General features: G+C 64.0%; 19 protein-coding genes. 11 read left to right on the forward strand and 8 right to left on the reverse strand.

Features of this window, described 5'->3' with window-relative positions; all coding sequences use genetic code 11:
• A partial coding sequence (locus tag J2852_RS30465; protein WP_209882918.1) for a hypothetical protein occupies nucleotides 1–272 on the reverse strand: 272 nt, incomplete at its 3' end.
• 122 nt (nucleotides 273–394) lie between these two features.
• On the opposite strand from J2852_RS30465, the gene J2852_RS30470 reads away from it, so the two are divergent.
• Complete coding sequence (locus J2852_RS30470) at nucleotides 395–1180, forward strand: DNA/RNA non-specific endonuclease (protein WP_209882920.1); 786 nt, start codon at nucleotides 395–397, stop codon at nucleotides 1178–1180.
• Nucleotides 1181–1240: 60 nt separating this feature from the next.
• Entirely contained in the window at nucleotides 1241–1495 is a 255-nt protein-coding gene (locus tag J2852_RS30475) for a hypothetical protein (RefSeq protein ID WP_209882922.1), read from the forward strand.
• A 343-nt stretch (nucleotides 1496–1838) separates the two neighbouring features.
• Here J2852_RS30475 and J2852_RS30480 read toward each other — a convergent pair whose 3' ends face one another.
• Together J2852_RS30480 and J2852_RS30485 are read right to left on the reverse strand one after the other, a co-directional pair.
• Nucleotides 1839–2282, reverse strand: coding sequence for a helix-turn-helix domain-containing protein (locus tag J2852_RS30480; RefSeq protein ID WP_209882924.1), 444 nt, complete (start codon nucleotides 2280–2282; stop codon nucleotides 1839–1841).
• Between the two features lie 1563 nt (nucleotides 2283–3845).
• Entirely contained in the window at nucleotides 3846–4019 is a 174-nt protein-coding gene (locus tag J2852_RS30485; RefSeq protein ID WP_209882925.1) for a hypothetical protein, read from the reverse strand.
• 1088 nt (nucleotides 4020–5107) lie between these two features.
• On the opposite strand from J2852_RS30485, the gene J2852_RS30490 reads away from it, so the two are divergent.
• Complete coding sequence (locus tag J2852_RS30490; protein WP_209882927.1) at nucleotides 5108–6271, forward strand: hypothetical protein; 1164 nt, start codon at nucleotides 5108–5110, stop codon at nucleotides 6269–6271.
• Between the two features lie 150 nt (nucleotides 6272–6421).
• Here J2852_RS30490 and J2852_RS30495 read toward each other — a convergent pair whose 3' ends face one another.
• From J2852_RS30495 to J2852_RS30505, 3 genes are read right to left on the reverse strand one after another with little or no spacing between them, the layout of a single operon-like run.
• Complete coding sequence (locus J2852_RS30495; protein WP_209882929.1) at nucleotides 6422–7090, reverse strand: hypothetical protein; 669 nt, start codon at nucleotides 7088–7090, stop codon at nucleotides 6422–6424.
• Nucleotides 7087–7896 (reverse strand): hypothetical protein, encoded by an 810-nt coding sequence (locus J2852_RS30500; RefSeq protein ID WP_209882931.1) that lies wholly within the window; start codon nucleotides 7894–7896, stop codon nucleotides 7087–7089. Before J2852_RS30500 ends, J2852_RS30495 begins: the two co-directional genes overlap by 4 nt.
• Nucleotides 7890–8540 carry a hypothetical protein gene (locus tag J2852_RS30505; protein WP_209882933.1) on the reverse strand — a complete coding sequence of 217 codons (651 nt, stop codon included), beginning with the start codon at nucleotides 8538–8540 and terminating at the stop codon, nucleotides 7890–7892. Before J2852_RS30505 ends, J2852_RS30500 begins: the two co-directional genes overlap by 7 nt.
• A 446-nt stretch (nucleotides 8541–8986) precedes the next feature.
• Here J2852_RS30505 and J2852_RS30510 point away from each other — a divergent pair, with 446 nt between their 5' ends.
• Together J2852_RS30510 and J2852_RS30515 are read left to right on the forward strand one after the other, a co-directional pair.
• A complete protein-coding gene (locus J2852_RS30510) occupies nucleotides 8987–9160 on the forward strand; it encodes an HP1242/YdcH family protein (RefSeq protein ID WP_209882934.1) in 174 nt (57 codons plus the stop codon).
• Nucleotides 9161–9341: 181 nt separating this feature from the next.
• Nucleotides 9342–10682, forward strand: a complete 1341-nt coding sequence (locus J2852_RS30515; RefSeq protein WP_209882936.1) for a hypothetical protein — start codon at nucleotides 9342–9344, stop codon at nucleotides 10680–10682.
• Between the two features lie 168 nt (nucleotides 10683–10850).
• Here J2852_RS30515 and J2852_RS30520 read toward each other — a convergent pair whose 3' ends face one another.
• Complete coding sequence (locus J2852_RS30520; protein ID WP_209882938.1) at nucleotides 10851–11156, reverse strand: hypothetical protein; 306 nt, start codon at nucleotides 11154–11156, stop codon at nucleotides 10851–10853.
• Nucleotides 11157–11279: 123 nt separating this feature from the next.
• A complete protein-coding gene (locus J2852_RS30525; protein ID WP_209882940.1) occupies nucleotides 11280–13040 on the reverse strand; it encodes a class I SAM-dependent methyltransferase in 1761 nt (586 codons plus the stop codon).
• Here J2852_RS30525 and J2852_RS30530 point away from each other — a divergent pair.
• The 6 genes from J2852_RS30530 to J2852_RS30555 all read left to right on the forward strand — a co-directional run bounded on the left by J2852_RS30530 (nucleotide 12984) and on the right by J2852_RS30555 (nucleotide 21861).
• On the forward strand, nucleotides 12984–13919 hold the full coding sequence (locus J2852_RS30530) for a UvrD-helicase domain-containing protein (protein WP_209882942.1): 936 nt from the start codon (nucleotides 12984–12986) through the stop codon (nucleotides 13917–13919). The genes J2852_RS30525 and J2852_RS30530 overlap by 57 nt on opposite strands.
• A 460-nt stretch (nucleotides 13920–14379) precedes the next feature.
• Complete coding sequence (locus J2852_RS30535) at nucleotides 14380–15177, forward strand: C1 family peptidase (RefSeq protein WP_209882944.1); 798 nt, start codon at nucleotides 14380–14382, stop codon at nucleotides 15175–15177.
• Nucleotides 15178–15244: 67 nt separating this feature from the next.
• A complete protein-coding gene (locus J2852_RS30540; RefSeq protein WP_209882946.1) occupies nucleotides 15245–16018 on the forward strand; it encodes a hypothetical protein in 774 nt (257 codons plus the stop codon).
• 591 nt (nucleotides 16019–16609) lie between these two features.
• Nucleotides 16610–17725, forward strand: coding sequence for a hypothetical protein (locus J2852_RS30545; RefSeq protein WP_209882948.1), 1116 nt, complete (start codon nucleotides 16610–16612; stop codon nucleotides 17723–17725).
• A gap of 3 nt (nucleotides 17726–17728) precedes the next feature.
• Nucleotides 17729–20791, forward strand: coding sequence for an nSTAND1 domain-containing NTPase (locus J2852_RS30550; RefSeq protein ID WP_209882950.1), 3063 nt, complete (start codon nucleotides 17729–17731; stop codon nucleotides 20789–20791).
• A complete protein-coding gene (locus J2852_RS30555; RefSeq protein WP_209882951.1) occupies nucleotides 20791–21861 on the forward strand; it encodes a hypothetical protein in 1071 nt (356 codons plus the stop codon). Before J2852_RS30550 ends, J2852_RS30555 begins: the two co-directional genes overlap by 1 nt.
• Nucleotides 21862–21930 lie beyond the last annotated feature (69 nt).

The following is a 21930-nucleotide window of genomic DNA, read 5'->3' on the forward strand; positions in this document are numbered from 1 at the left end:
GGGTAGAGAAACCTTGCCAAGGTTGGGGGCGAGGATTCGAATCCCTTTGCCCGCTTCACATCGACGATCCGGTCGTGTGGCTGGCACGGGCCGACGTGGTGGTGTCGAGGGCTGGGCCGGGGCAACAGCTCGCCGTCATGCGCGTCGATCGAGTCCTGGATGATCCGCTCCCGGATTTCGTCGTCGGTCAACGCCGGGCCACGCGCCAGAGCGGGCCCCGTACAGGCGGTTGTCGCCACCAGGATCAGAGGAAACAGAACGAGGTGCCGCATCAGGAACTCCGGCGGTTGTGCTGCCCCTTATTCTCACGCGGGAATGTTGACGCTTCGTTTGCAACCGGGCGGCGCGTGCCGGCATACTCCGGCCACGCTTTCGCTCTCTCGGGGAGACACCCATGTTCGGACGCACAGCCGCCGTTGTTGCCTTCGGCGCTTTTGCCTTGGCCGCGGCCATCACAGCGGCCGAAGCCGCGCCCACCGAATGCCCGCAGCACTTTGCTGGCGGTCAGGCGCCCGACCTCGTGCGCGAGGCCCTGGCCACCAAGGCGCGGCCGATCTGCTACGCGGCTTACGCGCTCCTGCACTCAGGCGTCAGCCGCACGCCGCTGTGGACGGCCGAGCACCTGACCGCCGAAAGCATCACCGCGGCCCGGGCGCTGAAGCGGAAGAACACCTTCCACCCCGACCCGAACCTTCCGGCCGAGGAGCGGGCCGAGTTGGAAGACTACAAGGGCTCCGGGTTCGACCGCGGGCACATGGCGCCGTCGGGCGACATGCCGAACCCGCAGGCGCAGGACGAATCCTTTTCGCTGGCCAACATAATCCCCCAGCACCCGAGGATGAACCAGATCATTTGGGAGTGGATCGAGAGCGGCGTGCGCGACTACGCCGTGCGGCACGGCGAGGTCTATGTGGTCACCGGCCCGATCTACCAACGCGGCGGGACCTTCCAGCGGGTGAACGGCCGCGTGATTGTCCCCACCCACGCCTTCAAGGCCATCTACGATCCGAAAACGGGGACGGCCGGTGCCTACGTGGTCGAGAACATCGACACCAAGCGCCATCAGGTGCTGTCCATCGCCGAGCTGGAACAGCTCACCGGCATCGCTGTTTTCCCGGAACTGCCGGCCGCGGTGAAGGCGACCGCCATGGCTCTGCCCACGCCGAAGCCGCGGACGTGACCGTGACGGCCGACCGCGGCGGCCTTAAACTTCCCGTCCAGGACCACGAGTGAGGCGCGCATGCCGGCCCCGATTCAGCCCTTCGCCAGCGAAGCGGACTCCGTTCACATTGATGAGCTGACGGTCGAGAACCAAACGGATCGCGTGTCGCTCTACGGCAGTCTGATCGTCACCCGGGACAAGGCGGGCCTGGCGAACGCCCGCGCGCTGAAGGCCGTCCTCGACGCCGTCGTGGCGACGCTCGAGACGGACAAGACTCTGCCCGACACGGTGGCGACCAAGCCAACGGACACGGTGTCCGACCCCTGGGGCTGAAGGACCGTTAAGTATGGAGCACCCCGGGGCGAGCGCGGCCCGGCGGCGCGTGCGACGTCATGTCGAACACGGTTGTTGAAGCCATCGCGCTCCCCAGGCCTCCCGCACACGCTGGCTGCGATGATGCGTTTTCAAACCCGCCCGGTCACGGCCGGGTGTCCGGACCCAAGCACCGCAAGGCCCAGCCCCGGCCCAGCCTTCACGCTGTCCGCCAGCCACCGGCCGCAGCCCCAGCCCCCACTCCGCCACCGGGAGAACCGGCCCGCGGCCGCATGGGCACCGATGAAAAGGACCGGTGGACCGCGCACCGCGGCCGACCGTGTGGGCCTGCGAGCGGGCGACGTTACGCGTCCGGTGGCCGGGCGGACGGAGCATCGCCGCTCGACACGCCGCGGGACGGTCCCGCCGCGCTGATCAGCGCTTTGTGCCGGACGGACGCGGGCAGGCAGTCGAGCAGCCGCTGCCCCAAGCCGGCGTCAGCCAACGAGCGGGCGAGCAAGACCTGCGCCACCGCCTCAATCCGGCTGATGATCCGATCGCGGTGGGGGGCACCGTCCAGCGCCCGCCAAAACGCCTCGGCCTCCGCCCACTCAACACGTTCGCGCTGCTGCTCCGCGGCCCGCAGCGCCTGGTGGATGCGCTGGATCGTTTTGCGGCTCATCTGTCCGCGCTCGGCACGGGAGACCCCCGCCTGCCCGCAGCCCACCAGCGCGCCCACCTGCGTCTGGGTGAGCCCGAGCCGCAGGCGCCGCTCAGCAATCCGGTAATCCTCGTTCGGCGGCGCCATCCCATCGTGCCTCGCTTGCGACCTAGGCCCGTATGCGGGATGGGCGTTGGCGAGGCAATCCCAGAACACCGAGTGCCGAAGGCCATAATGCCGCAGGGCGTCCTCTTGGCGTTGGGAGTGCCAAGAATGCGTTGCACGGCAGGCCTATCCCACTTTTGCGTGGATGGCGGGCGGGCGTGTACGCTCCGTGACACACACGGTGACGTGCGCCTCCCTGATCTTTGCACACCTCAGCCCGCCGTCCGTCTGGACGGCGGGCGTTCTCTTGCTGCCGGGGCGCACCGTGGCTGAAAACAGAAGAGCCCCGGTTCCGTGGGCCGGGGCTCTTCAGTCGTGTCGCTGGGGCAAATCGAACAACACTCAGCGTTCATGATCGTGTCGTGTCTAAACGACCGTGCCAACCGCCGGCGCGCCATCCAGGACGCAAACCAAGCATGGCGTTGACGAGCGTCGTCCCGGCCGCATCGGCGGTCCACCCGTACCTCAGAGGTGGTGCACCGGCGGGTTACGCGGGCCCTTATTGATGGCGGCGGTCGCGTCCGAATCGGTGCCGCTCACGCGCCCTCGCTCTGCGGCTGTTGGAAGCCAACCGCCAGCGGCCCGGCGTCGACGCTCGCGTGCAGGGTGTAGCCACACCGCCGCAAATGCCCGACCACGGTGCCGGCGAGCACCGCCACCGCCGTGTCGTCCGCTTTTTCGCGGTCAGTTTCCCGCGATGTTGGGAGGGCGCCATGGTGACGGTGAGTGCCATCTGATCCCAGGACACGAGCGCGCCGCTTCCTTGCCGCGCGGTCGCGGCACGATTGGCCATCTCCAGGCAGAGAAGTTGCCTGTCTGGGAAAAGCTTGGCCCACTCATCGGCCCCCCGGCCATGGCGACGGCGGCGTCCTTGATACGGCGTGGCAAGTCGCGGTTGGCCATTGCGGGTGTGTGTTCCTTTTTTGTTCCGATGACAAGACGCGCGCCGCGCCAAGAGGGCACGGAGCCATTGACGTCGCGGCGCGTGCAAAACAGGCAATTGAAGGCACGCATTGCATGAGTGTGGCGGCCGTGATGAACTGGCCTCCTCGTGCGCTGGTCGGCAAGACCGTAACGGTCAACGGCCGCTGCATGAGCATGCGCCGGGAGCCGGCCCTGTGGGAGGTGCTGGGGGCCATCGCTCAACGTGAGGGCCTTGAACAGCAAGGCGTTGGTGCCGCGTCTCGAGACGCGGCACATCGAAGCCACCGGCGCGTGCCGGAACCGGTCGAGCGCCGTCCGCGTCTTCATCGTGAACGACGACAGGGATGCGGCCACCGAGGATGGGCACGGGTTCGCCGGGCATGGCTGTGGGGAACCGCTGGCGGGGGCGCTCTTTGACCCGCGCCGGCTGTGGACAATCCCCGGCCCGTTGTCCACGATGTGCCTCCACCAGTCCGCCAACGGCGTGACGGGTGCGCCTCTCCCGGCGATGGTGAAGGCGTTGCCAGCGGTGATGGCCGCGCGTGTGCCGCGGATCATCTCGGTGGTGGCAACGGGCAGGCTGTCAGCGGAGATGCCGCGGCCGGAAGGAGACCTCCCGACTCAATCGTTGCTTTGCCGTGCGGTCAAAATTGCTTCCGCCGCAGCGGCCAAGTCCTTGGCCTGCTCGATTTTCATCCCAACGCTTGGAGCCCCAACTCGCTCCGCCGCTGTGATTGCTCGCTTCAGATCGTTTAGCAGCCTGACCAAGTTGGTGCGCTCAATGGTCGTGGTCATGGCGGGTGGATGTCCGAAATTGCGGCATTGCTTTGCCGTCATACCACAAATGAGAGCAAGCGTTGCTGGCAAAGGCCCGTGGCACGCAACTCAGCGCCTTTCGCATGGGCTCTCCCAGTCCGAGCCGTCCGGGAGTGTGGCGCGGCATGGGCGTCGCGATCACACGGGCGACGTTGTCCAGCGGCGCGGTCCTGGCGTTCATCCGTGAGTCGGTGGACGCCGGGCCCGAGGTCGGCCCTTACGGTCCTGAGCGAAGCCGACTTCGTCCGGTCGTTGGAAGACACCTTGCGCGCCTTGGGACGAACACAGCGACGTCGGGCTGTTCGGTTGTGGGCCCTCATCGGGACCCCAGCCTTACGGTTCGCCGAGCGGCGGGTGGCGCTTGTGCGGGGATGGCAGCGTTGTGTTTGCCGGTGGTTGCGGATCGGGCGCGGCTCGCCGGAGCATCCGGGGGCACGCTGGCCCTGGACCGTCGCGACGCCTGTCGGGGGCGCCGCGTTCCGGCGCAGGCGGCGCGCACGAAGCTGCCGCTCGTCCGGGGGCGGGAGGTGGCCACGGGCGCGCACGCCGCGCGCTGGGTCTCCATCGACACCGAGCGGGGTGCCTGCCGGCGATCACCGGCGTCGCCGATCCCCCCCCCTGGACGCCGGGCCCCTTGCCGGCGGATCGGGCCGCCACCCTGATCGCGGCGTCGTTGGGACCGCTTGGCGGTTGCGCGGACAGTCTGCTGAGCACCGCCGACCACCTGGCGGACATTGGCCGGCCGCATGGGCACCGGACCGATCTGGCCGCCCACTGCGGAACCTCCAGGGACAGCGCTGAACCGATGAGGCGTGGCCATGCCGGCGGTGAACATCACGGCGTGCGCTTCAGGCGATCACCCGCCGGACCGCGCCCGCACCGCGGGGCGGCGTGGCGTCCGGGGCACGACCTGCGGGATCGCCGGCATCCGTAATCCGTACGACCATCCACAGCGTGCGAACGGTCGCCCCCTTTCGGCTCTCCCGGTGCCCCGGAAACTTGGCTTGTGCGGCGTCATTGTTGCTGCACTGAATGGAGGCCCTACAGTCAGCGTCCGAGGGTAAGACATGGCGGCCGATGAGGTGGCGCGACACCAAGCCATTGACGCAAAAGCCCGTCCCGGGCGCCGGCTGATGGCGGTGGGCCTCCTCGTTGCTCTAATGGCGTCAGGCGTCTTCCTGTACCGGGCTGTGATGGAGCCGGCGCCCAGCGACGCCGCTGTCCGTGCCGACCTGATCGCGATGATCCGGGAGGCCGCGCCACGCGAGCGGTTGGAGAAGGACATTGCCGCCGCGCTGGACCAGGATGTCCCCGAACAGGCGGAGGAGCTGCTCGACGTCGCCGATCTCATCGGCGTGCCCCTCGATCCGGCCCTCCGCGCACGCTGGATCGCGGAAACCACCGGGTGGCGGGCGGCGGCGCGGACGACCCGCCGCGCGGCGATGGGCTTTGTGACCGGCCAGGGTGAGGATGCCGTCAGCCGGGCCGCCGCGGTGGTGTCCGACCTCACGGTCGTTGGCGACGTCCGTGACCTCGCCGGTCAGGCATCGCGCATGGTCAAGGGCGAGACGGTGGACGAGTTGACGCTCGGGTTGTCCATCGCCGGGGTGGCGATGACCGCCGGGACCGTCGTCACCGCCGGTGGCGCTTTGCCCGCGAAAACGGGCCTCTCGCTCGCCAAGCTGGCGCGCAAGACAGGCGCGCTGAGCGCCAAGTTCCAGGCCGAATTCGGGCGCATCGTGGCCCGGGCCGTCGACCTTCCCGCCTTCCGGCAGGCGGTGCGCGACGTCCCCTGGTACCGGGTGGACGAGCTGGGGGCCGCCGCCCGCCGCCACGCCGCGCGCGTCGACACCCGCGAGGTCGAGACGGTGCTCGCGTCCGTGGGCGCCATCAACCAGGTGCTCGCACCCTCGCGCACGCTCGCTGTTTTGCGGCATGTGGACGACGTGACGGACCTCCAGAACGCCGAGCGCGCCGCCACGCTGCTTGGCAAACCGGTGAGCGGCGCCCTGCGGCTCACCGGAAAGACGGTCCTCACGACGGTGGCGCGCACCGCCAAGATCTCGATGGCGATGCTCGGCGCGCTGGTCGCGGCCGTCCTCGGCGCGCTGTCGTTCCTGCTCGGCGCGGTGATGGCCCTGGGGGCGGTGCTTCGTCTCGGAACGCTGGCCCGCGGGCTGTTCCGAACCACCATCGGCCGCGTCCGCCGGCCGCGTCCGCAGCCGTTGTAGACGCGGGACCAGCGACCAGAAACGCCGGCCAGCACGGCGGCATGAGCAGCGCAACGGAATGGCGGCCCGCTCATCATCCCGCCGCGCCCGCGTTGGTGTGACCGCGCCCCGGGCCCTCGGCAGCCCCGACCGCAGGGCGGTCCGACCGGGTCAGGCCTGCGGTGTGCCAAAGGTGAGGCCGAGCGCCCGCGATGCGGCCGCCTTGAACGCGTCAATCTTGAGCAGGAGCGCGTCCTCGCCGCCGAGCCGGGCCAGGTCGAAAACATCGCCGTAAATGTCGATGCCCTTGTGCGCCGGATGCGGCCCGGTCTGCCCGGGAGCCGGCCATTGCGTCACCGACGGCAGAACCACGTCGAGCCAATCCAGCCGAACGCTGCGCTCCTCGCGGTTGACGAGCACATAGACCTCCATGAGGGTTTGGCTCTCCTCCGGCGGAGGGAACTGGACCGGGTCCGGCTCCACGCCCGGCCTGGCGAAGTCGGCCAGTCCGGTGTCGCCCTTGACGCGGACGTAGAGCACGGCGTCGCCGGCGCGCGGGAACGACGTCCCGTCCCGCCCCGGCTCCGCAGCGTCGCTGCGGCGGATCGACGCCAGGCCGAACTGGGCGCCCGGGCAGAGGTCCCAGGCGTAGCGGGCCTCGGGGTTCTGACCCGGCTTTCCAAACCGGTACTTGGCGCCGAGGTGCTCGAACCCCAGGCTGGTCCGGATGATCCGGTTGTACTCGAGCACCCGCTTGTGAAAGCCCCACAGCAGCCGGTAGGCCCGGCGGACGTCGGTGAGCGCGGCGGCGAGGGCGTCGTCGGAAACAGCGTTGGTCATCGTCCTGCTCGTGGCCAGAAGACGGTGGAAGACGTGGTGATGGTGCCGGCACCGGGCCGTTGCGGCGCCGCTTGTGCGGCGGCGAAGACCGCCGGAGAAGTCGTGATGCCACGCATTCCGGCCCACGCCGGTCCGGCGAGGTCGGCGAGCCACGTTGGCGGCTCGGTGCGCATGCCGTGCAGCGCCAGGGCCTCGTGCACGTCGGCGACGATGCGCCGGCCGGACACAGAGGTGCCGGCGACCGACTGCATCGTCGCGAACAGGCCCTGCCAGGAGGTCGCGGCGAACCGGAACGCGTCGGACGCCGGCGTGGGCACGGGAAGGTCCGCCAAGGCCCGCAGGACGGCGGCGCGCAGCCCGCGCGCGGTGCTGGGACGGCCGTCCCGCAGGCCGCCGACGGCGAGCAGCCAAATCTCCTTCCCGGGGAACAGGAGCGAGGCCGCCGCCCATTCGTTGGCCAGCTGTCCGGCGCTCTGTATGTCCACCGCGTCGTAGCGCTTGGCTTCGATCACGAGCACCCGACGGTCGAACTGGACCACGACGTCGGGCTCGAGGTTCCCGCCGCCGACGGCCGGCCACCAGGGCCAGAAATCGAGCGCTTCGAACACCGGCATCCGGACCTCGGCCGAGTGGCCCCAGAGGTCGGGCGCGCACAGGATGGCGGCGATCGGCTCGTCCGCCAGATAAGCGATCCGCTCGAAGACCGAGGCGGTCAGGGTGTCTTCGGCGCCGGAGAACGTGTCGGCAAGACGAAGCCCCTCCATCCCGGTTCCCCGCTTTTTCCCGCTCAGGATCGCGTTCAGCATGCGGTCAGCGCCGCGATGCGCGCCCGTTCGCTGCGGACGGCCTCGACCAGCCAGTCCAGCGCCGGCCGGTCCTGCCGCCAGGCGCCGCCCACGGCCGATGGATGGCGGACCGGCACCGCGATCGCCTGGTAGGGGCTGGTGACGGCGGGGTCGGTGACCAGGGGATAGGTCCGGACCGCGATGCCCGGCGGTGGGGGCGTGGGCAGCGCCTCGGCCGATCCCTCGGGCATCCGGGCCCACAGGCGCCGGCCGAGCACGAGAACGCACTCCACCTCCAGGCCGCGGATCACCGCCGCGAAGGCGCTCGCGGCAGCCGTCCAGACATGATCCGGGATGGGCACGCTCGGGTCCGACGCGGGCGGGCGGGGCACGTACTGATGAAACGCGATGGACTTCCACATCCGGTGTGTGTCGTCACCCGGCGGGGCGATTCCCGCGACCCCGGCGAGGATGCGGGTGGTGTTGGCCAGAAAGCGCGACCGCTCGCCGTCCAGGAAGCGCGTCACCGCCGCCCCCATCGCGTCGATGGCGCGCTCGTTCGGGTCCGGCGGGGTGCCGGGGCCATCCCCGACCACGAGCAGGCGAAGGCCCCCGAGGGCGTTGGACGCTTGCCCCCATTCGTCGCCTCGCCAGGGATGGAACATGATGCCTCTCGTGTGGCTGTGACCCGGGCCACCATTGTCCGGCGCTGGGTTGCGTGAAAAGGCTTTTGCTGCTCCAAATCGCGCAATCCGGCCATGCTTTCCCGTCGAGGGGGAAAACGCGCCGGTGGAGGGCTTCACCCGATTCCGCGGAGCGCGGCATCGTCGTCCCGGTGCCCACAAAATGGTCAGCGCGTGTGAAGGTTAACCGCGGTTCAGTCACACGACGTTCCCATACCGGCGCGTTCGACCGTCCCGGTCGGACCCGCCCAAGCCGTTTCGGAGCACCGCTCAGGTCCGGCACGACCGAATCGCAGGCAAGCGTGTCGGTCCCTCGCGCCTGTTCGGCCAGCGGTAGCGGCGGATCGAGCAACAACGACAGTCCGGTTCTGTTGTCCGGGAAGGCTTGCTCCCAAGCCCCGCACGTCCTTCCACGCCAAGGTGCTGCCATGGAGACGATCGAGACGGAAACCGTCGACGCCCTTCGTCAACGCCATGCTGAGCTCGAAGCCAAGCTTCGCGCTGAGTATGGCCGCGCCAGACCGGACGACTTGGCCCTGAAGCGCCTGAAGCTGGAGAAGCTGTACGTCAAGGAAAGACTCGATCAGCAGCGGCTTCATTGATCCGATGGGCGAGGGCGCTCCTGTGGAGCGCCCGTCACGCCGTCCGGCGGTTGGACCGGCCAGCCGCTTGCCCCAGCGTGCAACGGATATTCCTGAGCGCAAAGGCTTTGCGTTGTTACCGGTTTGGCAAGGTCCGTGGCGTACCGTCTGCGGTGCAGTGCCGACAACGACCAGGGTCCGAATGCCCGGCTTGTTTCCCTCGGACGGTTCCGCGGACCGCGACTCCCCCCTTCCGCAGGACGGGTCATTCAAGCCGCTCTCGGGGCGGGAGCTGAAGCGCCTCGACGCGGTTCGGGTGATGATGGCGATGGCGCGCCACCTGACCGCGGAGGCCACCCCCACCGACGCCGAGGCCATTCTGGACCTCGCCGCCCGCTACCGGCCTCACGTCCGCCATTCGGTCGCGACGGACCTGGGGCCGGTCGCCGGCCACACCCCCGACCGCCTCCGGGACAGGGCGGTTCGCAGTGCGGCGCCGGTCCTCCTCGATCATCTTCTGCCGGCGGTCCGGGACCACCTGATCCTTCACCTGAGTGATGCGGTCGGTCCTGCCGGAGACGTGGTCGGCCCGCGCGGGGAGGCGAGGGCGGACGAGTGGCCGAGCGGCGGTCCGTCGCGCGCGCCGGTATCGGACAGCCCGGCGCCGATGGCCGAGGTGGCCGCGGCGCTCGTTGCCGGCGTGCGCGCCCTGCAGGGGGCCGGCCAACCGCACATCGACGCGGTGAGCGCCGCAGCGGTGGCGGAGGCCACGTCGTTGGCCTCGGCGCTTCTCAGCGGCGGCACGGCGGACGAGCGGCCCATTCCCGTCGAGGTTTTGTCCCGCGGGCTTGTGCGGCTGGAGGCGATCACCACCACCCTGGCCGCGCTGCGGGTCGCGCCGGCGACGATCCGCGACGTGGCCTTCTACGCGCGCCTGGTGTCGCGGACCGCCTTGCGGCAGGGCGCGCGGACCTTGGCGGGCGTGGTGCCCGATGGCACCGACAACGGCCTTCAGCGCACCGTGGTGATGCTCGCCTCGGTCGACCGCATGATCACCTTCGCGATGCGCTTGCTGGACGCCGTGGGCGATGACACGGAGGACCCGCAGACGCCGTTCGTCAAGCGCATCGACGAGGCCACCCTGGACGGGTTTGCCGACGCCCTCGTGCGCTTGGGCGTGGCGCTCATGACGGTGCTGGAACGCTTGGCGGACACGGCGGAGTTCAGCGACGCCCTGTTTGTCGCGGTGACGCGGCAGGTGCGGTGGTTGCACCGGTTCTGCTCGTGGATGGGGCGCCGGGAGCCGCCCCCGGCGCTCGCCGAACTCGCCGACTTCCTGGTGCTGCACAGTGCGGGCGTGAGCCGGCGTGTCACCGTCCGCCTCACCAACGCCGCGTGCGACGCCCGCCTGCGCGCCGAGGCGGCTGGTTCGCTGCTGGCCCGTGCCGAAGCGGTGGAGGCTCTGCTGGCCGACATGAACCGCCGGCATCTGCGCGACGATCTCGGGCACGCCATGCAGGTGCTTCGCCAGCGGGTCGCATGACATCGCGCGAGCGCGTCGGCGCGGGCGGGCGCCAGACCACTCTGGGATGCCGACGCCGCGGAACCGCCATCGTTCAACCGATCCACGGAAAAGCGGTACGGCCGCGATGATTCCGTGTTCAGGCTCCGCTGACGTCCGTCAGCCGGCGTGCCGACATCGGCCGTGCGGCTACCCAAACAGGGCCCGCACCTGCTCCCACACGGCGCGCTCCCGCGGGTCGGCCGGGGCCGGGCGGCGGAGGATCGCCGGGACATCGAGCGCCGCGTCCACCGCGGCTTCGTCCAGACCGGCGCGCCGTTTCAGGAGGGCGTGTCCCTCCTTGATGCACAGCAAAAGGTACGTCCGCACGTCGACCCCAAGGTGGTCGGCCACCGCCTTGGCGCGCTCGTAGGCCTCACCGTGATCGCGGAACCGCAGCTCCAGCCCGGCCTCGCGCGCGGCATCGTCCAACGTCTCTTGCATCGGCGGCGTCATGTCCATCCTCCATCGTCACTCGTGGTTCAGCCACCACGGCCATCATCGGGGGGCTCTTGGAGCGGACCCGGCCGCCCTGGGTGACCGGCTGGACGAGCGGCCGGTTCGGCGGTGTCGGTGTCCTCAATCGTTGGGGGGTGGTCCCGGCCATTCGGGCAGCTGTTGCGTGACGCGCAGCACGAGCCGCTTGGCCGCCAGGGCGTCCAGCACGGCGGCCACGTCCACGCCATCGCGCGGCGCGCCGTCGAGGGGCAGCGAGGCCTGGGCCTCACGGTCGAAGCGCGCCGCCAGCACCGGGCTGCGCCGCACGTAGGCGCGCTCCCACCAGTCGGCGATGCGTTCGCGGGAGCGGGCGAGCAGGTCGGCCGACACCAGGCGGTCGCGCTTCTCGTGCCGGTTCAGCCGCGCCGCCGCCGGCAGCAGGTTCCACAAGTCGCCGCACGGCCACGCGGCGAACGGCAGCGCGTGGTCGACGTCGAGCGCGCGCGGCGTGAGCCGGCGCCCGCTCCACACGCAGTGGATCGGCTCCCCCGCGTCCAGCATCTGGGCGGTGATGCGGCGGACCTCGGCGGTGTCCCGCGCCGGGTCGAGCCAAGTGAGCGCCGCGGCAATCGTCCCTTCCGGCACCGCCCGCCCCTGGCCGTGCAGGTAGCGCTGCATGAGACGGGTCCACTCCGCGAGCAAAGCCGGCTCGATCCACGCGTTCATCCGCGTCAGGGCGTGCCACACATGCGTCGGGATGCGGAAATCCCCGAACGACCACAGGAACGGCGCGTCGACCACCAGGGCATCGTCGCCGCGCGCCATCCGGCGCACCGCGACGTCGAAGACCGGGCGCTCGCCGCCCGGGTAGGTGATGTGGCGGGCCGGCATCGTCGCGATGGTCGCCGCGGCGTCGCGCAGCGCCTGGCGCAGCGCCGCCGCCCGGTCGCCGTGGAACGTGGCGCCGACGCGGAGCTCGAACGGCGCGGTGCCGGCCAGCCGGTGGAACGCCTCCTTGACGAAGCCCAGCCCGCCGCCGGTCCGGCTGGTTGGCGTTTGCGGCAGGTCCGCCGCGACCAGCGGCAGGAACGAGCGCAGCCAGCACAGGGCGATGAGGCCCAGCGGCAGCACGACGCCGTCGTCGCCGTCCGCCTGGGCCAGCCCCGGCCAGGCGTCGGCCGCGCGGGCGACACAGCGCAGCAGCGCCAGCTTGTAGGTGCTGCTCTTGGCGTCGTTGAGCACGATGTGCCGGATCAGCGGCAGCGCGCCGGTGCCGTCGTCGGCGAGCTGGACGGCGACCGCTTCCCAGGTCACGGCGGCGCGACCCAGGCGGTCGGGCAGCGGCACCGCCCGGGTAACCAAGGCGCCGTGCTCGGCGGCAAGCCGCTCGACCTCGGCGCGGGTCACCGGGTGCATGGCGCGGTCCGGATCGGGGGGGCCGTGCCGCAGCGTCAGCAGCAAGCGGCCGCCCGGCCGCAGCAGGGTGATCAGCTTGCGGAAGGCGCGGCGCCGATCCGGCGGGGCGACGTGCATCCACACCGCGCTGAGCAAGATCGTGTCGAAGGCGAGGCCAAGCCGGTGGACGCGGTCCAGCCCGGGCAGCCGGTCGTCGACCCAGCGGATGCGCGGGTCGGCGTGCCGCCGCTGCGCCTCGGCGCGCATGCCGGCCGAGGGCTCGACGGCGACGACCTGATGGCCGAGCCGCGCGAGCCAGGCGGCGTCGCGCCCCGACCCGGCGCCGACGTCGAGAACGGCCCCGGGAGTCGCGGGCAGCAGGTCGAGAACGGGGCCGTGCACGTCCTCAGCGGCGACCGACTCGTACTGGGCCGCCAGGTCGGCGGCCCGGTGGTCGTAGGCGGCGACGGCGTCGGGTGGGGGAGCGGGGTCCGGACGCTCGAACACGGAGCAACTCACGGTGGAAGCAGGACGGTCAAGCCCGCGCAGCATACGGCCAAACCCGTCAAAGGAAAATCCAAGATTGATCCTTGGGACGGCCCCAACCGCCCCGGTTCCGGTTCTTCCAACCCGGGCATCCTGATCGATGAATACCAGGGTATCGACGAGGACCAGTACAACCTCGTTTCGGCCATCGCCGGCCGGCAGGAGAAGGAGCCCGAGGCGCGCATCGCGTTGCTGGCTGTCGGCGACAATGACCAGTCCGTGTACCGGTTCCGCGGCGCCAACGTCGGCTTCATCCGCCGCTTCCGCGAGGACTATGGCGCGCAGGTTTACTATCTGGTGGAGAGCTACCGCTCCACGGCCGCCATCATCGCGGCCACCGGCGCGGTGATCGCCGCCAACGCCGAGCGCATGAAACCCAACCACCCGATCCGCATCGACGGCGCCCGCGCCGGGCAGCCGGACGGTGGCCGCTGGGCGGCGCTGGACCCGGTGGGGCGGGGCCGCGTGCGGCGGCTCGCGGTCGACGACGCGGCCCACCAGCTCGGCGCGACGCTCGCCGAGGTCCGCCGCCTGCGCACGCTGGCTCCGGAGACGGCGTGGAGCGAGGTGGCCGTGCTCGCCCGCACTCGGCACGACCTGATGCCCAAGCGCTACCGAACCGATACCGCGGAGGAATGGCGCGACCGGGTGCAGGTCACCACGTGGGAAATCCCGGTGCTCGAGGTCTGGACCGATGCCGCCGGTTGGCATCGGTCCGGAACCGCATGCGAGCTCGTCAACCGGAGTTTCAACGCAGATCAGGTGGCATCGCCCGTTCCGTCTGGTGACCGCTCACCGTACAAACATCCGCTCAACAAAACCCGCTTCATTTGTCCTTAAAATAAATACATACGGTAGTATGCAGAGAAGCGCCGCGTGTATTGTAAAAGCGCCACCATACCACCAACAGATATCATCCTACATGGGGATTGATATTTCATGATTACTTGTTCAACCTTGAAGAAATACCCCAACGGCATGGCCGCCTGGAGTCCCCTCCTGTGCGACAGGGCAGAATGCATCCTTTTTCAGCTGGAAGTTAACCGCTCAGCCGCCGACGAGTTGGAGAAGATTGTGCACGCCGCGCATGCACGTGTTCACGCCGTCGCGCCATCTCCTTTGATCGCGCGCCTTTGGCGGGGCTGACGAGCTTTTTTCGGGAGTCGGCTTTGGCAATCAAAACCACTGAAGGGCCGGCCTGAGCCCCTCTAAGTCGTAGCACAAACCAACAGGGCGCCTTCAACGGCTCCCCGGAACGGGCTTCTAGGATGGCCAGCACGCCGAAGAATGGGGAGGAACCATGAGCAAAGCCGCCGTCATCGAGCGCCCTTCCAAGAGCAAAAGCGTCAAGCCGCAAACTCCGAAACAGGCGGCGCCGCCGGTTCGCATCCTCAACGGCATCCCGTCGCGCGACACCGAGCGCGATTGGCAGGTCGCGCATGCCGAAGACGCCGGGCTCCTGCGCGCGCAAGCGATTCCGCCGGCAAAGGATCTGCGCGAGACTTGGTGGACGGTTGGCGACCAAGGATCGACCGGATCGAGCGTCGGCTGGGCGGTGGGCGACTCCCTGCTCCGCTGGCACCTCGTCAAAGCCGGCCGCGCCGCGCGCGACGCCCGCCTCTCTCCTCGGTTCATCTGGATGGCCGCGAAGGATTTCGACGAGTTTGTCACCGCGCCGACAACCTTCATCGAGGCGGAAAGCACCAGCCTGAAGGCCGATCTCGACGGCGCGCTTTACCCCGGCGATGAGAAGACGTTCTACGCGATCGCGTCGACGCTGAAAATCAGCAACTGCATCAACCTCGACCGGCCAGCCAGCGCTTGGCGTCGCTGGCTGGCCGTTAACCGGCCGATTTTAACGCGCTTGGACGTGGAGCAGACCTGGGACGACGCCACAAGCACGGGCGGGGTTCTGAAAACCTACCAGCCGATGACCGCCCATGGCGGTCACGCCGTTGCCCTTGTCGGATACGATCAGGAGCGCTTCATCGTTCGCAACAGTTGGGGCACCCAATGGGGCGACGGCGGCTTTGCCTATGCGTCCAACGCGTACGCGGCGGCGGCTTTTACCGAAGCGTATGGCGTGACCGTTGCATGATCCACGGCGTCGCTCGACGCGGCCAAATCACGCGGATCGGACGCCGTGCGGTGTGGGAGGATAGAAGATGAGAACACCGCTTGTTCGCGTCGTTATGCCCTCAATTTACAGGACGAATGGCCTACCGGTGCCGCTGCCAAGCCGGATGGCGATCGCGACGCCGGACACGCGCCGGGCGCTGCTGTCTCTCCGCACCGCATTGCACGCCGCGGGCGGCGATCTCATCCTCTCCGACCTGTTCCGCAGCTACGACATGCAGTTGCAATCCCACAATGATTACGTCACGGGCAAGAAAAGCGCGTTCAGCCCTCCGCCGGGCGGGAGCATGCACGAGGCCGTCCGGGGGTTTGACCTCGACTTAGCGGCGCTTAAGATCAAGCTTGCCGATTTCTGGGACTTGGCAAGCGAGTTCGGCGTTTTCCCGATCATTTCGAAGCCCCTCGGCAAGGCGAACGAAGCGTGGCATTTCGATGTCCGCGGCAGCCACGCCCTTGTCTACGACTACTACCGGGCTGGACAGGGTGGCAACATGAAGCCCTACACGGCCATGGCGGTGAGCGCCATCCTGGCCGTCGGCATACGGGTCGACGCCTTCGGCGACCGCCAGGACGAGGCTTTCCTGCAAAGTGGCTTGATTCGACTTGGTTACGACCTCGGAAGCATCGACGGCAACATCGGGGCGAAGACCCACGCGGCGCTGCAGGCGGCTGGCATTCCCATCGGCCCCGTTCCGGACATGGTCACGGCGGTCGAGCACCAATTGCAGGTGAAATTTCCCATCGAATTTGAACCTCCAGAACTGATGGTCGTCGACCGGCGCAACGTGCGCCAAGTTGCGTGACGGTTTGTCGCTGCAAAGGGCCATAGAAGCCAACGGCACCTTCGTCGCTGGATGGCTCCGCAAAGAAAAGAAAGTGGTTTAACCTCGCGCTAGCCGCCATAGAAAAATACCCTCAATTTATTCAGAAACGTGGCGGACTGAGCAACAACAACCACGAGCATAGTTCCGCGATTTTGCACGCGCAATTTGGAGATAACGAATCAATCTAAATTTCCATGCTGAAAACACGGATGAAGGTTTAGATTATGAAACTTCATTCCAAGCAATTTCTCCAGAAAACATGCCGGCCATCAGGTGCCAAAATTGCGAATTATGGCAACAAATTGCACTGAAATCGTTGGTCAAAAGGTGAGAGGGGGCTGCAATAAGTGTGTAATTAGCTCTAGGCGGCCTTTGATCGTCACATCGGACCAGATTCACATTGGGCTATCTACAGCAAAGGACCAGAAGCAGAAAAGGTTGCACATGCTTATCCCTCGAAATTGCGGTAAAGGCGACGAGCCGTAGAAGACACAACCCCATTGGGCGCTGCCGTTCCGCAACGGGAAACAGGATCAATCACACAAAAGTCCGTCTCAGGCGGGGCAAACGATGAGCCTTATTCTGAACATAACCGGGCACGAAGCCAACATGTTGAAGCTGGCGTGGAGCAGCCAGGACTGGGCACTTGCGCCGTACACGGTTGGAAGAGAGCTGGTCGAGTCACAAAGCGTTAATATTCGACAAATACTTTGTGAACTCTCCTATCATTACGACCACCATCCAAGCCCTGATTACAGGCCATATTTCAAAAGATTAGTTGATGCAGGTCAAAAGCTGTCTACGGCTCTTTTTACCTCGGTCGGAGCCGGCGAGGAAGCGGCCGCGCAAGCGGAGTTGATCGTTTCCGACATAAAAGAACGTCAACGCCTGACGGTATACTCTGATGCCACCGCACACATCCCGTGGAATTTCATATGCCGTGACATTGGGAAGGGAGACGAAATCGCTCCAAGTGGGACAATTGATGATTTTAACGATTTCTGGTCAAATCTATTCAGCATAACTGTAAGGTTCAACAAAACCGATTTTCTGCCCGACAAGCCATTAGAACGGTCAAGTTTTAAAGTCCTTTATATTTTGAATAAAACACACTACCTGCAGGCGAGGAAGCATTTGACCGCGGACGAACAGGAGTGTCTAGACCGACTTCTTGAGCTTGATATCGGCAATGTCACTGATTGGGACTCTGGTAGACAAAGGTGGAGGCAGATATCAAGCAACAACAGCCTGCTTTATATATTTGGTCACTCGGACGGCACCAGCATCGTTCTCGATGAAGATGCCGATCCTCACGATACTCGGTACCGCTTAGATGCTGCTGGTCTAATGCAGGTGTTTAGAAAACGAGAACGACAGAGGTCAGCGACCATCTGTTTTTTCAACGGATGCCATACTGCTGCCGGAAAGATGGATAATAGCTTCTTGCCGATTACGTCGACTCCTGGGTTTTACGGATTTATCGGCACCGAAGCTGAGGTATCAAACGTTTTTGCAACCCGCTACGGAATCAATTTTATGAAACGTGTTTGTGAGGAAGGCATGTCGATTCAAGAGGCATACGATAGCCTTAAGACGGAACTCTTCCCGCAATCTCTTCTATATTCGTGCTTTGCGCATGCGAAGTATCGCGTTGAGTCTTCAAAGCAAGCGCGACTGGAGGCTTAGGCAATGAGTTACGGTCTCAAGGTCCGACAGCCCGGAAAAGGCTTTTTTACTTGGCCTTCAGAACCTTACAAGGGCCTGAACTATTACACTGGGATGGACGCACCGTTATTCACCGAGAGAGAGGACGAAGTAGCTGACTGCGCCGTGATACTCGGCGAGTACAGCACACGGCTTCTGCTTCTTCATGGAAGAACTGGGGCGGGAAAATCTTCATTTCTTCGTGCCGGATTGGTTCCTAAGCTCGAGGGGCAGGCGTCTCGGTTCTACTTCCTTCGAGAAAGCGGAAACCACATCGATCCGATTTTTGTCCGCTGCACAGACGATCCTGTGTCCCGCCTTCAACAAGCTTTAAGGCGCGCGTACTATGGTGACCCGGTATTAGCAAGCGTTGGAGATGATTGCAGGCGCAGAATGGCCGATGCGCTCTGGCCTGGCTTCATACAAAACAAGAAGGAGTTGGCTGATAGCGTTCTCGAAGCCATCTCGGCTGTGAGCTCAATGTTGCCGCAAACATTGGTGTTGGTGATAGACCAGTGCGAGGAAATATTCACGCTACAGAATCTGGCGGAACCACAAAATCGTAGGAATGCGTTCGTATATTTCCTGGAGGAGTGTTGCCTAAGAAACTTTGACGTGAAGGTTGTATTGGCACTCAGAACGGAATATTATGGTCAGTTTTGTGACTCATTCAGAGTTAATCCAACTCTTCGCATCACGTCTTCTCCACGTGTTGGATTTGAGCAGTTCATGCTGCTTGGTCTGCACGATAAAAAATCCATTGTATCTGTCATACTAAGGCCGACCAGTGATGAAGGAATTGGGCCTTACGGCGCCCCGAAAGATATTTATGAATTTTCATACGCGCCAGGCGTGGCCGATAAGATAGCAGAAGACTTGTTGATGACCTATGGAGAATCAAGCATCCTGCCCGTATTGCAAATAGTATGCAAAGATTTGTACAAGCGGGCGCGGCTGGAGGGAGGGGATTGTCTTATAACAATTACCAAATACCACAACCTAGGAGGCGTTGGCGGCAGCCTTGATGGTTATATTGATGAGGCGCTAAAGGAAGTTCTTTCCAATACGGGAGACGGCATCGCCGACTCGCAACAAATTACGAAGTGGCGGCGCGTACTGTCTATGCTCGTCGCGCGCCATGAAGGGGGGGCGATCACGAGCATAATTGAGGATGAGAAAGAGCTTATCAGCATCAGCAAACACGAGGGAATTACAGGTGACCATCAGAAAGTTCTCGAAGCCTTGTCTGATGATCAGTGGCGGCTGCTTAGGCAGATTGTCACTTTTGATGAAGGCAATGAGCAGGACGGCGATCATCGCTCGTGCATTGAAACGCGACGTGATTACAGCCTCGGCCACGACGCAATTGCAATAGCGCTTTACCATTGGAGTGAAGCTGAGGCGAAAGTCGAGCGCGAACGCACTCTCCTGGAAGAGCAAGCCGCGATTGAGCGCAAAAAGATTGAAGAGAAATCAGCGGAAGAGCTGAAAAGGGTTGAGCGCCGAAACAGTGAGGAGATGGAGCGTGCAAAAAGGCAATTTGAAGCTTTAAAGTGGACAACAGTATGGGTCGGAGCAGTCCTGGCGCTCTTGCTATTGACCGTTTTTTGGCAAGCGACAGCAAAAAGGAACGAATTTGTGAGAAGGGCGGTCAGCATTTCCCAAGCTGACCAGACCCCAGACTTTCGGCGTCGAATACTGTTGTTGCTCACCTCACTGTCGAGAGCGGATGGGGTTTGGAAAATGCTAGTGTCGTCTGGGCAGACGACGGAAAGACTTAGGTCTATTCTGCTGAATTCGCCAGTGTCTGGCGGTACATTCGAAGCGATCGGCCTGAGCAAGGATGGTCGCCGCCTGGCTTTTCTTGATAAAAATGGCACAATGAAGGTTCAAGTAATGGGGGAACGCGACAGCGTAATTGTGGGACAGCTTCCAAGCGATATGCTCTCCACAAGCATTCGTTGGCATTCGCCGGCAGTCGGTTTTGTCAATGGGTTCGATAAACCGGTCGCTGTCGCAAATGGGCGCTTCGCATTCTGGAGCGAAGGGCAATACAGTTCCGTCTTGCTTGACCAAATTATACCCAGTTGGGAAAACGAACAGTCCAGACCGTTTATTGAGATCGCGGCTGGCGGCATCAGAGTCTCTTATTGGCTCCGTAGCAATGGGGCCGACGATGAATATCGAATTTACGTTGTTCGCCCCCAGCTCGCATCCGATGGTTCCATCAAACCGGCGGGAATCATTAGACCCATAATCATTCCGATAACAGCTGGATCGTCGTGGCCTGCACTTGCGGCGCGCTCAGATTTAGCTGCTGTTATTGCGCGATCGAGCAGAGGGAGCGCGGCGCAGCGTCAGCTGGAGATTATTGATCTCCAATCTGGAAGACTGGATGGTCCACTGGTTTTCGACTCGGATGGTCCTAGGAGGGATGGAGCTACAGAAATCGACCCTCCACGGCTCCTTGCTATTGCAGAGGATGGCCGTGGGATACTGGTGCGCCGTGAAAGAGGAATGCTTGACATGTTGCGCTACGAGGGCGGGGTGATTTCACCAGCTTCGAACATCGAGTTGCCTGAGAACTTGCAGGAATTTTGGCGACCTCGAGGCTTCTCCACAAGCCTGGTCGGAGCCGCGGTCAAATTGAGCGACCGAGCTAAGGCATGGAATTTTGCTTGGCTTAGCCCGAGTCGCGTTGTTCACATTAGTGTCGAAGATGAACGCATTGTCTACACTCGAGAACTTCTAAGTGGATTAGAAGGAGGAACAAAAATTTCCTACAGTGATGATGGAAAATACATCGTTCTAATAGATCGGGGTTGGGCGTCCGAATCGCATTACAGAGTATGGAACTTGTCTAAGGATCGCGAAGTTGAGGTGAATAGCATTTTAGGCAGTGGAGTTTATGAGGATATTTTCCATGAGTCCTGTGAGATCGCCCGTATCGCTGGCGACCCGACATTTTCAAAGCTAGAAAGGGCGATTTGGGTGGGTGATGATCCGACGGATCCGTGTTTGTCATATAAACGCCAAGGGAGACAATAATGCCGACTCTTGCCGATCGCATCAAAACGCTATTTGATACCATAGGCGCTGGCAAAATGCCCGTGCCAGAAACCTTGGTCATTCCTCCTAAGCAATGTGAGCCTGTAACATCAGCCGGATATGAAATACGCCAGAACCACGACTATTTTCAATTTAAGATTGATGAAATTTTTCTAGCGTCCGGCCGTGAGTGGTGGGCGACTTACGATCCGATGGTCGTTGTGCTAATCAACTTCCTATACAACGATAAAATGATTGCCGTGCCAGCTGTTGTTGGAACGCAGTTGTTCGGTCAGCCTAGGGATATGGTGCCCCACGGTGCAGTACTGCACGATACACACATTACAGGCCCCCATCCGTTTCGTGGTGGACGCATTTCTGTGAGCATTATTCTGTACAAGGTTAAACGGAATGATTATGCTCGGAATCTTTTGAAATTCATGGAGCAGGTTTCGGGACTTTTAGCGGTTGGCGCCAGTGTCGAGATGGCGTCGAAGCTGGGCAACATCGTTGTCGATGGCCTCGAGTCCATTTTGGACCTTGGAGATACAACTCCGATCGTTGGTCACAGGTTCGAAATCGATACATCGAGTGTTCGCGGCTTTGTCGCAAACTATTATTCTTTGATCAATTCTGCAGGGTCGGACGTATCAAAATTGCGCGTGGTTGATGGAAGGCTGCACCTGCAATCCGAAGATGGAGTCTTCGAGAAGTTCACGAGCTCTGATTACGTGCTCTACAGCGTCTCTGGGAGAGAATCCCGCAATGACGTTAGTTCCTTGCCTTTTTATAGACTACGAGATCAAGCCCTTGAAGCGGCCATGATCGGTGACCAGGAGAACTATCAAAGGGCAAAAGCGCTTCTTCTGGCGCTCTTTCAACAGATGGTGCTCAGCCCCGATCTCTGCAAACATCAAGTCCGAGTCTTGTTTGATGAATTCAAATCGGAGTTGATGAACAAACATAGAGAAGCTGTGGACGTTTTAACAATGTCTGCAAAGAGAGAAGCTGCAAAGCCGGTTTCGGAGTTCAACGAGGTGAACCGAGCTCTTGATGAGCTTAGCCTTTGAAAATCGTAATTGCTCAGGGGGCTGGCCGGTGATGGGCGCCGTCGGATTTGAGCCGGGTTGGGGGTGCCT

The sequence above is a fragment of the Azospirillum soli genome (genome assembly GCF_017876165.1).
GTDB classification, from domain to species: domain Bacteria; phylum Pseudomonadota; class Alphaproteobacteria; order Azospirillales; family Azospirillaceae; genus Azospirillum; species Azospirillum soli.